Origin of the sequence: Actinokineospora alba (genome assembly GCF_004362515.1) — a bacterium.
Lineage (GTDB): Bacteria > Actinomycetota > Actinomycetes > Mycobacteriales > Pseudonocardiaceae > Actinokineospora > Actinokineospora alba.
Map to the genome: position 1 here is coordinate 4361603 of NZ_SNXU01000001.1, position 13118 is coordinate 4374720.

The window sequence follows — 13118 nt, forward strand, 5'->3', positions numbered from 1 at the left end:
CATGGCCGCAGGCCTCAACTCCAGCCAGCCGAACGACGCGCTGACCGCCGCCAGGTTCTCCATCACCATCGACGGCTACGAGATCGCCTCGTTCTCCGAACTGCAGGGCATCACCACCGAGGTCGAACCCGTCGAGCTGATGGAGTCGACCGACAAGGAGGTCGTGCTCAAGAAGCTGCCCGGCAAGACCAAGCCCGCCACGCTGGTCCTCAAGCGCGGCAAGAACGCCAGCATGGAACTGTGGGCGTGGCACGAGGCCGTGCTGATGGGCGACATCGTCGCGGCGCGCAAGAGCTGCTCGCTCATCATGTACGGCACCGACGGCAAGCCGGTCGCCCGCTACCACCTCGAGCACGCCTGGCCGTCCAAGCTGGAGATCGGCGCGCTCAAGGCCGGGTCCAGCGAGGTGCTCATGGAGACGGTCACGATCGTGTCCGAGCGCATCCAGCGCGTGTCCGTATGACCCTGACCCAGGAAGCGGGGCTGCGCACCGAGTATCCGTTCACGCTGCCCCGCGGGTTCGTCGACGAGCACGGCCGGGTGCACCGCGACGGCGTGATGCGGCTGGCGACCGCGCGCGACGAGATCACCACGCAGGCCGACCAGCGGTCCAAGCAGAACCCGGCGTACCTGACCGTGCTCCTGTTGGAGCGGACCATCACCACGCTCGGCGATCTAGCCTCTGTGGACACGTTCGTCGTGGAGAACCTGTTCGCCTCCGACATGGCCTTCCTGCAGGACCTCTACCGGCGCATCAACGCCGACGGGCACACCGAGGTCGCGGTGCACTGCCCGCAGTGCGGAACCGGGTTCGCGGTCGACGTGGCAGGTGATGCCCCGGGGGGATCGTGACGTACGCGCCCGACCGCCTGTGGGAGGAGGTCGCGTACGTCGCCTACTACCTGCACTGGACGTTCGACTCGATCCTCGACCTCGAGCACCCGGTGCGCGACCGGCTGATCACCGAGATCGGCCGCATCCACAGCAGACTCGACGAATGAGCAGGGGAGGGACCGGATGCGCTGGCCATTCCGACGGGCGTCACACACCACCGCACCGGCCCCGGCCCCCGCGCCGGAGCGGGCTCGCGGCGAGTGGGTCCTGGTGCCGCCCATGCCCACGACGTTCGCCGCGGACGCGCCCCTGGTGACCGGACCGGCGCCGGTGCAGCCGCCGCTGCCCGGCCGCACGGCCGTCGTCCGATCGCAGGTCCCGCCCGCGATCGGGCGGGTCGAGGGAATTGCGCGGGCACTGCCATTGCCCGCCGCCCGGCCCGCCGCCGAGCCGCTGCCGCAGCGGCCAAAGGTCCACAAAGGACGAGCGGTCGGACAGCTCACCGAGGCCACCGAAGCGTATGTCGGCGAGGCGCGGGAACCGGCGGAGCCGTACCGGGCCCCAGGCTGGATGCGCTACGTCCCGGAGTGGATGCAGCAGAGCACACCCGAGCCCGACCCGGCCCCGCCGACGCCGTCCTTCCCGTCCGTCGTGCCCGACCGGCCGCTGTCGATCCCGTCGAACATCCCAGCCAACCCGCGAATCCCCACCCCCGAGCCGGTGCTCCCGCCGCGGGTGGCGGAGGTCGTCCGGTCGGCCGAACCGCCGCCGCCCACCAGGCGTAGGCCGAGCCTCGGGCAGACCCGCAGGCTCGGCCTGGGCAGCCCGGTCTCGCGCCCGGCCGACGAACCGTTCGTCCCACCCGCCGAGCCACCGATGGTGGTCGAAGCGGCCCAGGAGGAACTTCCGCCACCCGCCCCAGTACCGCCACCCGCCCCGGCTCCACCACCGCCGGAGCCGCCTCCCGCCCCGCCACCCTTGGTGTACCGGGCGGGCGGTGAGCCGTTGCCGCGGGTGACCGGACAGATCGTGCGCGACGAGGTGCCTCCCGACCTGGCAGGCACCTTGAAGCGTGACCGGGGCGCGGACGTCTCCGCGGTGCCGGTGTTTCGCGGACCCACTGTGGATGCCGAAGCCCGGTCGCGGGGAGCGCGCGCGTTCGCCAAGGACGGCGCGGTGTTCCTGCCCGAGTCCGCCGGGCCGACCAGCGGGACCAAGGCGAAAGCCCTGCTGGCGCACGAACTCGTCCACGTCGTGCAGCAGCGCACCCTGGGCTCGCTGCCCGCACTGTCCACACCGGAAGGTCGCGGCCTCGAAGCCGAGGCTGTGGCCGCCGAACGCCAGTACGGCGGTCTCGCCGACACCCCGCTCATCCACCCGCCGCAGCCGCAGGCCGCCGAGCCCAGCATGTCCGGGCCAGCGCAGCTCGCGCCCACCGTCGTCACCCCGCCCGACCCAGTGCATTCGCACTTCGAGCGCGAGGCCCGCGAGGAGATCGATCAGATCGCCGAGAGCACCGCGCACCGCGTGCTGGAGGAGTGGACCCCTCCCACCCCCTCAGGCGGCCGCACACCCAGCGGTCCACGCCTGACCTCGGGCCTGCCCACCACCGTCGGCGGCGCGGTCGGCGACACGGTCGGCTTCACCGAGCGCCGTGGGGCCGACGCCACCTCGCCCACCACCTCCACCCGCTTCGCTGGAGGCGGTGGGTCCGGCACGTTCGACCGGGCCGCCCGCCGCCAGGAGATGGAAACCGAGCTGCTCGACGCGCTCAACGCCGAGCAGGCCGAGCAGGGCGGGTCCCTGATCAGCCACCTCGGCGACGCCGACCTGGAACGCATCGAGCGCGCCCTCGACCGCGAGGAGCAAGGCGGCGGCCGGGGCTCGACCACCACACCGCGCCCGATCAACCCGCAGGAGGGCGGCGCATTCGGCGACACGGTCAGCTTCACCACGCGCAGCGGCGCCGACCTGGTCGACCCGCGCGCCCGCCAGACCGCCCAGGGCGCGGCGAGCAGACTCAGCCTGGCCGCCGCCCTGTCCGCGTCGACCGACTCCACGAGCGCCACACGAAGCCGGACGGCTCCCGGCGCCACCGAGCGGCTCAGCGACGCGGGCGGGACCTTCGGCGACACGGTCAGCTTCAGCGAGCCCACGGGTGACGACACGTTCCGCGGCGGGCGCCGCCCCGACTCCGCCACGTCGAGCACGAGCCGCGCGGGCACCGGGGCCGCGGACATGCACGGCAGTGAGGAAGAACCCGTGGACCTCGACCGGGTGGACCTGGAGGACCTCACCGCCCGCCTCTACGACCGGGTGCGCAGCAGGCTGCGCCTGGAACTGCTGGTCGACCGGGAACGGTCCGGCTGGCTCACCGACTTCAGGTAGGAGGAAACCGTGGCTCTCAGCGACGCGAGCAAGATCGGCCTGTCCAACAGGTTCGTCGTCACGATGACCGGCATGAAGGACTACGACCTCGGCAGCTGGTTCAAGGCCGAGGGTCTCGACGTGAGCTGGGATGTGGCCGAGTACCGCACCGGAGACGGCGGCAACGACCGGTTCTACTTTCCTGGCAACACCAAGTACAGCAACATCAAACTCACCCGCGCCGTCTCCGAGGAGACAAAGAAGGTGCGCACGTGGCTGAGCAAGAACTCGTTCACCAGTGACGTCTTCGTTGGCAAGATCGAACTCTTTGGGTCCAAAAAGGACGATGGGGTGATCACCGAGTGGGAGCTGCGCGACGTCATGCCGGTGAAGTGGTCCATCAACGGTTTCGACGCGGGCGCGAGCCAGGTCTCCCTGGAGAGCTTGGAACTGGCGCATAAGGGATTCCTCGACGACGAGTTCAAACTCCGCCAGTAAGGGAGATGATCCGCCGTGGCGCTCAGCATGTCGGCGATGCTCGCACTCACCGTCCGATTCCACGTGTCCGTCGACGGCGTGGACCTCGGCGGGTGGGCGCGGTGCAAGGGCCTGGCCGTGAAGTTCAACCCCTACAAGGTGAAAGAAGGTGCGAACTACCTCTACGAGCCGATCCTGCCCGGGCACCTGGAGTACCCGGAGGTGACGCTGGAGCGCGCGATGGACAAGGCGGGCGCGGACAGCGTGCAGAAGTGGCTGCGGGACCGGGCGAACGGGTGGGTGCAGTCGATGATCGGCGCCCCCGGCGGCACCGCGCAGATCACGCTTTATGACGCGCACGCGAAGGAAGTGTCGTCGTGGCAGCTCCGCAACGTCTACCCGAGCAGCTGGAAGGGGCCCGACCTGGACGCGATGACCCTGGGTATCGCGATCGAGAGTTTGACGCTGGTGCACGAGGGTTTCCTGTAGGGAGCGCGAGATGACGATGAGCGTGGGCGTGGGGGCGAGCGTGGCGACCGCCGCCGGTGGGGGAGCGGTGGTCGGCGCGGCGAGCGCGGCCGTGGGCGCCGGGGTGAGCGCGGCCATGATCGCGGGCGCCCGGGTTCCGGCGATGCTCTACTGCGTCAACCCGCTGACGCCCGGTGTCGTGCCGTTCGACTTCAACCCGGAGAAGATCTCCATCAAGCGCAGCGCCAGCTATACCGCGAAGCCGAACATGCACGCCCTGCACGTGCCCGGCGGCGCGTCCGGCACGATCACGAAATCCGTGCAGGCGCCGATGATCTCGATCAGCAAGATCGTGTTCGAGGGTGTGACGGCGAAGCTGCGCTGCGACCAGCTGCTGCGGTGGATGAGCCCGTTCAGCGGCATCGGCAGCATGGGCATCGCGGGGGCGACCCTGGAGACCACGCTGCCGGAGATCACCTTCCAGTGGGGGCCGCCGATGGTGGCGTTCATGTACCAGGTCCGGCTGGTCAGCGTCGGGATCTCCTACGTGCGCTTCGACTTCACCGGCATCCCGATCCGCGCGGAGATCGACCTGTCGATGCGTGAGCAGCCCAGCGCGCTCGCGAGCCTGCCCACGAACCCGACGTCCGGCGGCCTTCCTGGGCGGCGCACGCACACCGTGTCCTCTGGCGACACCCTGCAATCCATTGCCATGGCGCATTACGGCAGGCCCGGCCTGTGGCGCCGGATCGCGGAGGTGAACCGGATCGGGAATCCGAGCAGGCTGCGACCCGGCCAGACCGTCTACTTGCCAAACCCGGATGAGCTGACCACCGGGAGCAGCCGATGATGCCGGGTGGGAGCAGCACGGGCATCGTGATGCCCGCGATCCTGGTCGGCCACCCGGTCGGGATCCCGATGATGCCCAACCACTCGCAGCTGTTGATCCGCGCGGTCGTCGACACCCACCTGCACCTGCCGGACATGTTCGAACTGACGTTCCTGGACAACGCGGGCACGTTCCTCGACGATTCCGGGCTGCGCATCGGCTCGGTCGTCGAGATCAAGGCGAACCGCGCCGGGTCGACGGACACGAAGTCGCTGATCACCGGCGAGGTCACCGCCGTCGAGGCGCTGTGCCAGGACTCGATGATCCTGACCGTCGTGCGCGGATACGAGAAGGCGCACCGGTTGCAGCGGGCCAGGCGGACCCGGACGTTCGTCAACATGAAGGACTCCGACATCGCGAGCCAGGTCGCCCGGGACGCGGGTCTGCGCATCGGCACGGTCGACGCGACGACCACCGCGCACGACCACATCGCGCAGGTGTCGCAGACGGACTGGGACTTCCTCACCGACCGGGCCCGCGAGATCGGCTACGAGACCGGCGTGGCGGGCGGGAAGTTCTTCTTCCGCAAGGCTTCCGGCAGCTCTGGTGGCGGTGGGCTGATGGACGCGGCGGCTTCGATGGTCGGGTTGGGCTCGACGCTGACGTTCAAGGACAACCTGCACACGTTCCTGCCGCGGCTGTCGGCGGCGAACCTGACCCCGGATGTCGAGGTCCGGGTCTGGGACTCGAAAGCGGCCCGGGTCGCGGTGGGCAAGGCCAACTCGGAGACCGGGTCGGTGAAGATCGACGGCCAGCTTCCGGCCACGCTGGCGAACTCGTTCACCGATGGGCTGTCGCTGCCGATCACCATGCCCGCGCCGCCCGCCCTGCCGGGTATGCCCGCGCTGGACATGGGGACCGCGCCGAGCAACACCGCTTATGTCGTGGTCAACCGGCCGATGGGGCGCGGTACGAGCGCGGAGAGCGTCGCGCAGGTGGCGGCGAAGAGTTTGGCGGAGCACGTGTCCAGCACGTTCGCCGAGGCGGAGGGTGACGCCTATGGCGATCCGTCGATCCAGGCGGGCGGCAGCGTGACGATCGCGGGGGTGCCGAAGCAGTTCGCGGGCAAATGGGTTGTGACCAACGCCCGGCACATCTTCGACCCGCTGGAAGGCGGGTACCACACCAAGTTCTTCGTCAGCGGCCGACAGGACCGGTCGCTGCTGCGCCTGGCGTCCTCGGGTGCGAGCCAGCGGGGTCCGTTCGACGGGCTGGTGTGCGCGGTGGTGACCAACGCGAAGGACCCCGACAAAGCCGGCCGGGTGAAGGTCGCGATGCCGTGGCTGTCGCCGAACTACGAGTCGGACTGGGCCCGGGTGGCCCAGGTCGGGGCGGGCAGGCGCAGCGGAGTGCTGTTCCTGCCGGAGGTCGGTGACGAGGTGTTGGTGGGCTTCGAGTTCGGCGACGCGCGGCGCCCGTATGTCCTGGGTGGACTGATCAACGACAACTCCGATTTCGGCCACCTCAAGTCCGCGGTCGACGGTTCCGGGGCGGTGGTCGAGCGTGGCCTCGCCTCGCCCGCGGGCAACCGGCTGCTGTTCACCGACGACCTTCCCCCTGGCCCGCCGGGGAAGGCGCCGCCGAACAAGTCCGAGATCGTGGTGGGCACCAAGGACGACAAGCTCTCGCTGCACATCGACCAGGCGGCCGGGACGGTGAAGCTCGTCTGCGACCCGGCCAAGCCGATCAGCAAGGGCAAGGGCGAGCTGGTCATCGAATGCGGCGCCATGGGTGCGATCACCATCAAGGCAGGCATGGGCGGGATCAACGTGGAGACGACCGGTGCGCTGTCGCTGAAGGGGAAGACGGTCAAGGTCGAGGCAGAAGGGATCACCGAGATCAAGGGCAAGACGGTGAAACTGAACTGATCAAGCTCAACTGTGACTTTAGGACAGGAGTGTGTGATGTCGCAGGACTTCGTCGGTGCCGGGTGGGCGTTCCCGCTCGGCGTCGGATCGCAGGGCGGGATCGCCCTGGTCCGGCGGGAGGTGGAGCTGGAGCAGGCGATGCGGCTGATCCTGGCCACCTACCCCGGCGAGCGGCCGATGCGGCCGGAGTTCGGCAGCCGCATCCGCGACTTCGTGTTCCGCCCGGCCAACATGGAGACCATCGCCGAGCTGTCCCACGAGGTCCGCCAAGCGCTGCTGCGCTGGGAACCCCGGGTCGACGTCGAGAAGGTCGACGTCACCCCGGACCCGTACGCGGCGGGCACGCTCTACATCGACATTCGCTACAAGATCAAGGACACCAACGACCGGCGCAACCTGGTCTTCCCGTTCTACTCCATCCCCGAGGACGGGAGTGACTACTGATGGCGCTGCCGACCCCCAACCTCGACGACCGCCGTTTCCAGGACCTGGTCGACGACGCGAAGCGCATGGTGATGCGCCGCTGTCCTGAGTGGACCGACCACAACGTCTCCGACCCCGGGGTGACCCTGATCGAGACGTTCGCGTTCATGACCGATCAGCTGCTGTTCCGGCTCAACCAGGTGCCCGACCGGCTCTACGTCAAGTTCCTCGACATGATCGGCCTGCGGCTGATCCCGGCCACCCCGGCCCAGGTTCCGGTGACGTTCTGGCTGTCCGCGCCCGCGATCACCACGGTGGGGATCCCGCTGGGCACCTCGGTCGCGACGATTCGCACCGAGGTCGACGAGTCAATCGTCTTCTCGACCACACGCGACTTGTCGATCATCCCGTGCTCGCTGCACGCCGTAGGGACCTGGCGCCACGGCGAGGACGAGCCGACGCTGCGCACCGAGGAACTCCGGATGGGGGAGCGGTTCCCGGCGTTCACCGATGTGCCCGTGCCCGGCGATGTGCTGCTCGTCGGCCTGACCGCGGCCGTCCCGAACTGCGTGGTGCGGCTGGATGTCGACGCGACCGTCGAGGGCTACGGCGTGCACCCCGACCACCCGCCGCTGGTGTGGGAGGCGTTCAACGGCACCGAGTGGGTCGAGTGCCTGGTCAGCCGCGACGCGACCGGCGCGCTCAACGTCGACGGCGAAGTGCTGGTGCACGTGCCGTCCGACCACGAGACCGCCGTGTTCGGCGACGAGCCAGGGGGCTGGCTGCGCGCCCGGGTGATCGAGGTCGACGAGGAGTACCCGAAGTACCGGACCGCGCCGATCATCGCCGGTCTCGCGGCGAGCACCGTCGGTGGAACCGTCGTGTCCGGGCACTGCGACGTCATCGAGGACGAGGTCCTCGGGCTGTCGGAAGGCGTGCCGGGACAGGAGTTCCTGGTCGAACACGGGCCGGTCGTCGGTGAGGCCATCCTGGAGGTGACTTCGGAGGACGGGTGGCAGCCCTGGACCCAGGTCCAGCACTTCGCGGCGAGCACCCCGGAGGACAGCCACTACCTGCTCGACGCCGTCACCGGAACCATCCACTTCGGACCCGCGATCCGCGAGCCGGACGGCGGGCTGCGGCAGTACGGGGCCGTTCCGCCGCATGGCGGCACGATCCGGCTGCGCCGCTACGCGGTCGGCGGTGGACGGGTCGGCAACGTCGGCGCGGGCGCGATCCGGACCCTCAAATCGTCCATCCCGTTCGTGTCGGGCGTGGAGAACCTGGAGAGCGCGTCCGGCGGTGTCGACGGGGAGACCGTCGAGCAGGCCAAGGCGCGCGGGCCGATCCTGCTGCGCACCCGAAGTCGTGCGGTCACCGCGGAGGACTACGAGGCGATCACCCAGGAAGCCGCGCCGGACATCGCCCGCGTCCGCTGCGTGACCGCGGGCGACGACGACGTCGACGCCGGATCCGTTCGGGTGCTGGTCGTCCCCGCGGCCGCCCAGGTGGACAACCGGATCACCTTCGCGGATCTGGTTCCCGGCGAGGACACGCTGACGCGCATCACCGACCGGCTCGACGAGGTGCGGCTCATCGGCACCAGAGTCCTGGTCTCGCCGCCGAAGTACCGCGGTGTCACCGTCGTGGCCAGGGTCATCGCCCGCCCGCGCGTCGACCGCGCCCGGGTCCGCGCGGATGCTTTGGCCGCGTTGTACGGGCACCTCAACCCGATCACCGGCGGACCGGACGGACGCGGCTGGCAGTTCGGCAGGCCCGTGCAGGCCGGAGACGTCTACGCGCTGCTGCAACGGGTTCGCGGCGTCGACATGGTCGAGGACGTGCGGCTCTTCGGCGCGAACCCGGTGACCGGCGAGCGCGGCGAGGAAACCCAGCGGCTCGACGTCGACCGGTACAGCCTGGTGTTCAGCTACGAGCACCACGTGAAGGTGGAGGAACACTGATGCGCGGGCTCGTGCCTGGCCTGGTGACCGCGGCGCCCATGCTGGAGATGCTGCCCGCGGTGTACCAGGAGGACCCGTTCACCGAGCGGTTCATGGCGGGCTTCGACGACGTCGTCGCGCCCGTGCTGGCCACCCTGGACTGCCTGGTGGAGTACTTCGACCCGCTGCTGGCGCCCGAGGACTTCCTGGAGTGGCTGTCAGGCTGGGTCGGCATCGAACTCGACGAGGGCTGGCCCATCGAACGGCGCCGGGCGGTCGTCGGGACCGCGGTGGAGATGTACCGCATGCGCGGCACGGTGGCGGGCCTGCGGGCGAACCTTGAGGTCCTGACCGGCGGAAACGTCGAGATCGCGGACAGCGGCGGCGTCGCCTGGTCGCGTGACCCGGCGGCGGGCCTGCCGGGGGAGGCGAGCCCCAGGCTGGCCGTCCGAGTGCGGGTGGAAGACCCGGAGGCGGCGCCGCTGGACCTGGTCGAGGCCGCCGTCGCGGCGGCCAAACCCGCCCACGTGGTGCACCGAGTGGAGGTGGGCTCCCGATGATCTCCTGCAAGAGCTGCGGCTACCACAACGCCGACGCGGACGCCTTCTGCGGAAAGTGCGGCGGCTTCCTGGAATGGACCGGCGTGAAGGTCGCGCCGCCGCCCGCGCCGGTGGTGGAGGAGGAAGAGGAGGAGCCACAGAAGCGCGGGTTCCTCGCGCGCCTTCAGTCGGCGTTGTATTTGGACGTGGGGGACCGGCCGCCGGTGCCGCCGACCACGCGCCCGGGGATGGCCGCCCCTCCGGGTGGGCCGCCCCGGCCAGGCGCCCCGGGAGCACCTGCCGCCCCGGCTCGCCCCGGCGCACCCGCACCGCCCGCCCGACCAGGTGCCCCAGCCGCACCTGGCGCACGGCCCGCCCCACCGGCGCCACCGGGAGCTCCCAAGCCCCCCGCCCCTCCGGGTGCTGCGAAGCCGCCCGCCCCTCCGGGCGCGGCCAAGCCGCCCGCTCCGCCTGGGGCTCCTAAGCCTCCGGCCCCTCCGGGCGCCGCGAAGCCACCGACTCCTCCGGGAGCGTTGGCACCGCCCGCGCCCCCGGGAGTCCCCAAGCCTCCGGCCCCTCCTGACGCCGCGAAGCCACCAACTCCTCCGGGAGCGTTGACACCGCCCCCGCCACCGGGCGCCCCCAAACCTCCGTCGGCATCCGGTGCTTCAGCTCCGCCCGCGTCCCCGGGTGCTCCGACACCGCCCGCTCCACCGAGCGCGCCCGCGCCACCTGCTCCTCCCGCTGCGCCGAAGGCGCAGGCACCGCTCGCACCTCCTGGCGCCCCGACGGCGCCCGCTTCGTCGGGTGCCGCCGCACCGACTGCGACCAGGCCGCCGGTTCACTCCGGTGCCTCCGCGCCTGTAGGCGCCGCGACACCGCCCACCTCGGCAGAGGCGGCGGAAGCGGGCCCGCCGGGGCTGTCGAAGCCGCAGACTCCTTCCGCTTCCGCGACTCCGCCAACCTCGCCCGCACCTGACCTTCCGGCCGCCCCAGGCGCCGCGGCACCCCCGGCGGCCACCGGTGGGGCCGCTCCGCCATCGGCGCCGAAGCTTCCGGCCGCAGCAGGGGCGGCGGTGCCTTCCCTGGCTGCCGGTGCGGCTAGCCCGCCCGCGTTGCCTGATGCGGCCAAGTCATCGGCGATGGCCCCATCCGGGCCGAAGCTCCCGGCCGCCCCAGGCGCCGCGACACCTTCCGCGGCCACGCCGCCCGCGCTGCCGACGGCAGCCAAACCGTCGGCGATCGCCCTGCCCGCGCCAAAAGCGCCAGCCGTCGCCACCGCCGCGCCGACTCTTCCGACAGCGGTCAAGGCCGCGCCCCCGGACCCCGTCAGCCTCGAACTGCCCAAACCCTCCACCAACGGCGACAGCGAGGCCGCGGGCAACCTCGTCGTCCCCGTCACCCCCGGCGGCCCCCAGCCCGACGCCGTCCTCCCGCAGGAAATCAAGAAAGCGCCGCCACCCAAGAAGCGGCCGCCCACCCGCAAGCTCAAGCCCGGCGACCTCATCTGCGGCGACTGCGGCGAGGGCAACGCCGAGACGCGCAAGTTCTGCAGCCGCTGCGGCACCTCCCTGGCCGAGGCTGAGGTCGTCAAGCGGCCGTGGTGGAAGCGGCTGATTCCCCGCACCGGCGCCAAGGTGCGCAAGTCCGGCGACCGTCCTAAAGGGAGCAGACGCGGGAAGTCCAAGGTTGGCGAGGCCTTCCTGGCGACCTTCCGGGCGGTGCGGCGGGTCGCGGCCGTTCTTCTGCTTGTCGCCGGGATCGTCTACGGGGTTTCCGGGCAGTTCAGGGGGTGGGTGAACGAGCGGGCGTTCGCGCTCAAACACCAGGCCGAGAAGATCATCTTCCAGCAGTACGTGCCGGTCTCGCCGGTCGAGGTCACGGCCAACTCGCAACTGCCCGACTACCCCGGCTTCGCGGCCACGGACGGCCTCAAGAACACCTACTGGGCTGCCCCCGGCACCGGCCCCGAGCCCACGCTGGTCCTCCGGTTCGACCGTGAGGTCTCCGTCTCGCGCGCCCTCGTCCGCAACGGATCCGCGGAGGGCTTCCAGAGCAGGCATCGGGCCGAGCGGCTGCACTTCGTCTTCAACACCGGGCGCACCGCGGACGTGACGCTCAAGGACCACCCCGACCCGCAGGAGATCGACATCGCCAACGGAGACGGCGCCACCAGCGTGGAGATCCACGTGGTCTCGCTGTTCCGCTCGGTCAAGGGGACAGACCTGGCGGTGAGCGAGATCGAACTCTTCCAGAAAGATTAGTCAAGCTACTTGACTACTTCGCGAGGAACGCCTACCTTGATCCGTATCCCCACGGAGAAGAGGTCTCTTGACGTTCGTCAGTCACACGATCGACACCGCGCCCGACAAGGCGCGGCCCATCATCGAAGCCACCACCCGCAAGTTCGGCTACGTGCCCGAGCCGGTCGCACGCATGGCCGAGTCACCCGAGTTGCTGAGCACGTTCCTCGCGGGCGTGGCGGTGTTCGACCGCTCGACGCTGACCGAGGTCGAGCGGGAGGTCGTCGTCATGACGATGGCCACCCGGGTCGAGTGCCACTACTGCGTCGCCATGCACACCCCGAAGCTGCCCGGTGACGTCGCCGAGCCGCTGCGCTCAGGCAAGCCGCTCGACGACGCCCGCCTGGAAGTGTTGCGGCAGTTCACCACCGCGGTCTTGGCGACCAGCGGTGGAGTGTCCGAAGAGGACTTGGCGGCTTTCCTGGCCTCCGGCTTCACCCACCGCAACGCGCTGGACGTCGTGCTCGGCGTCGGCACCTACACCTTGTCCACCTTCGCGAACCGCCTCACCGACGCGCCGCTCGACGCGGAGTTCGAGCCATACCGGTGGGATCCTCACCACACGGGGCGCAGCGCCACCGGCTGACCGGACTCCGCGACGATCGCCCGAAGATCCGCGCGCAGACGGTGGACCTGGTCGGCTCCGATCAGGTCCACCCAGCGCCGCTCGATCTCCGTCCACACCGCCACGACCCGCTCGACGCACGCCCATCCGCGCGGCGCGAGCACGACCATCCGGCTGCGCCCATCGGTCGGATGCGGTCTGCGCTCGACGTATCCGCGCTGCTCTAGCTCGTCCACGAGCTGCACCGCCGCCTGCTTCGTCACCCCGAGGTGCTGCCCCAGTTCGACGGCCGTCGCGCCCTCGCGGTGCGACAGGTACTGGAAGACGAACCCGTGCGCGGGCCGCACATCCCCGAATCCCTCGGCGGCCAGGTGCTCGTGCACCTCGTCCATGACCGATCGGAACGCCATCGCCAGCAGTGCGGGGATCTCGGCGGCCATGG

14 protein-coding genes are annotated in these 13118 nt (G+C 70.5%); 13 read left to right on the forward strand and 1 reads right to left on the reverse strand.

The features are described 5' to 3' along the window. Window position 1 precedes the first annotated feature (1 nt). The 13 genes from C8E96_RS20155 (at window position 2) to C8E96_RS20210 (ending at window position 12697) form a co-directional block, all read left to right on the forward strand. The gene (locus C8E96_RS20155) at window positions 2-463 is read left to right on the forward strand and encodes a phage tail protein (protein WP_091374679.1); all 462 of its coding nucleotides are present in this window, start codon (window positions 2-4) and stop codon (window positions 461-463) included. Continuing rightward, window positions 460-852, forward strand: a complete 393-nt coding sequence (locus C8E96_RS20160; protein ID WP_091374682.1) for a hypothetical protein — start codon at window positions 460-462, stop codon at window positions 850-852. Before C8E96_RS20155 ends, C8E96_RS20160 begins: the two co-directional genes overlap by 4 nt. Beyond that, window positions 849-1001, forward strand: a complete 153-nt coding sequence (locus C8E96_RS33415) for a DUF6760 family protein (RefSeq protein WP_091374686.1) — start codon at window positions 849-851, stop codon at window positions 999-1001. The genes C8E96_RS20160 and C8E96_RS33415 overlap by 4 nt, the downstream gene beginning before the upstream one ends. Before the next feature lie 16 nt (window positions 1002-1017). After that, complete coding sequence (locus C8E96_RS20165; protein WP_133794601.1) at window positions 1018-3222, forward strand: eCIS core domain-containing protein; 2205 nt, start codon at window positions 1018-1020, stop codon at window positions 3220-3222. A 9-nt stretch (window positions 3223-3231) separates the two neighbouring features. Continuing rightward, window positions 3232-3699, forward strand: coding sequence for a phage tail protein (locus C8E96_RS20170; protein ID WP_091374692.1), 468 nt, complete (start codon window positions 3232-3234; stop codon window positions 3697-3699). A gap of 15 nt (window positions 3700-3714) precedes the next feature. Continuing rightward, on the forward strand, window positions 3715-4167 hold the full coding sequence (locus tag C8E96_RS20175; RefSeq protein WP_091374693.1) for a phage tail protein: 453 nt from the start codon (window positions 3715-3717) through the stop codon (window positions 4165-4167). A gap of 10 nt (window positions 4168-4177) precedes the next feature. Next, window positions 4178-4996 (forward strand): LysM peptidoglycan-binding domain-containing protein, encoded by an 819-nt coding sequence (locus C8E96_RS20180; protein WP_091574662.1) that lies wholly within the window; start codon window positions 4178-4180, stop codon window positions 4994-4996. Next, entirely contained in the window at window positions 4996-6903 is a 1908-nt protein-coding gene (locus tag C8E96_RS20185; protein ID WP_091374697.1) for a phage baseplate assembly protein V, read from the forward strand. Before C8E96_RS20180 ends, C8E96_RS20185 begins: the two co-directional genes overlap by 1 nt. 36 nt (window positions 6904-6939) lie before the next feature. Beyond that, window positions 6940-7347, forward strand: a complete 408-nt coding sequence (locus tag C8E96_RS20190; protein WP_091374700.1) for a GPW/gp25 family protein — start codon at window positions 6940-6942, stop codon at window positions 7345-7347. Further along, the gene (locus C8E96_RS20195; RefSeq protein ID WP_091374701.1) at window positions 7347-9290 is read left to right on the forward strand and encodes a putative baseplate assembly protein; all 1944 of its coding nucleotides are present in this window, start codon (window positions 7347-7349) and stop codon (window positions 9288-9290) included. The genes C8E96_RS20190 and C8E96_RS20195 overlap by 1 nt, the downstream gene beginning before the upstream one ends. Further along, a complete protein-coding gene (locus C8E96_RS20200) occupies window positions 9290-9829 on the forward strand; it encodes a phage tail protein (protein ID WP_091374704.1) in 540 nt (179 codons plus the stop codon). The genes C8E96_RS20195 and C8E96_RS20200 overlap by 1 nt, the downstream gene beginning before the upstream one ends. A gap of 1055 nt (window positions 9830-10884) precedes the next feature. Beyond that, entirely contained in the window at window positions 10885-12072 is a 1188-nt protein-coding gene (locus C8E96_RS20205) for a discoidin domain-containing protein (protein WP_133794604.1), read from the forward strand. A 67-nt stretch (window positions 12073-12139) separates the two neighbouring features. After that, window positions 12140-12697: a carboxymuconolactone decarboxylase family protein gene (locus C8E96_RS20210; RefSeq protein WP_091374711.1), complete on the forward strand. Its 558-nt coding sequence runs from the start codon at window positions 12140-12142 to the stop codon at window positions 12695-12697. Here C8E96_RS20210 and C8E96_RS20215 read toward each other — a convergent pair. Next, a complete protein-coding gene (locus tag C8E96_RS20215; RefSeq protein ID WP_091374714.1) occupies window positions 12667-13116 on the reverse strand; it encodes a MarR family winged helix-turn-helix transcriptional regulator in 450 nt (149 codons plus the stop codon). The two genes, C8E96_RS20210 and C8E96_RS20215, sit on opposite strands and share 31 nt — an antisense overlap. Window positions 13117-13118: the final 2 nt, after the last annotated feature.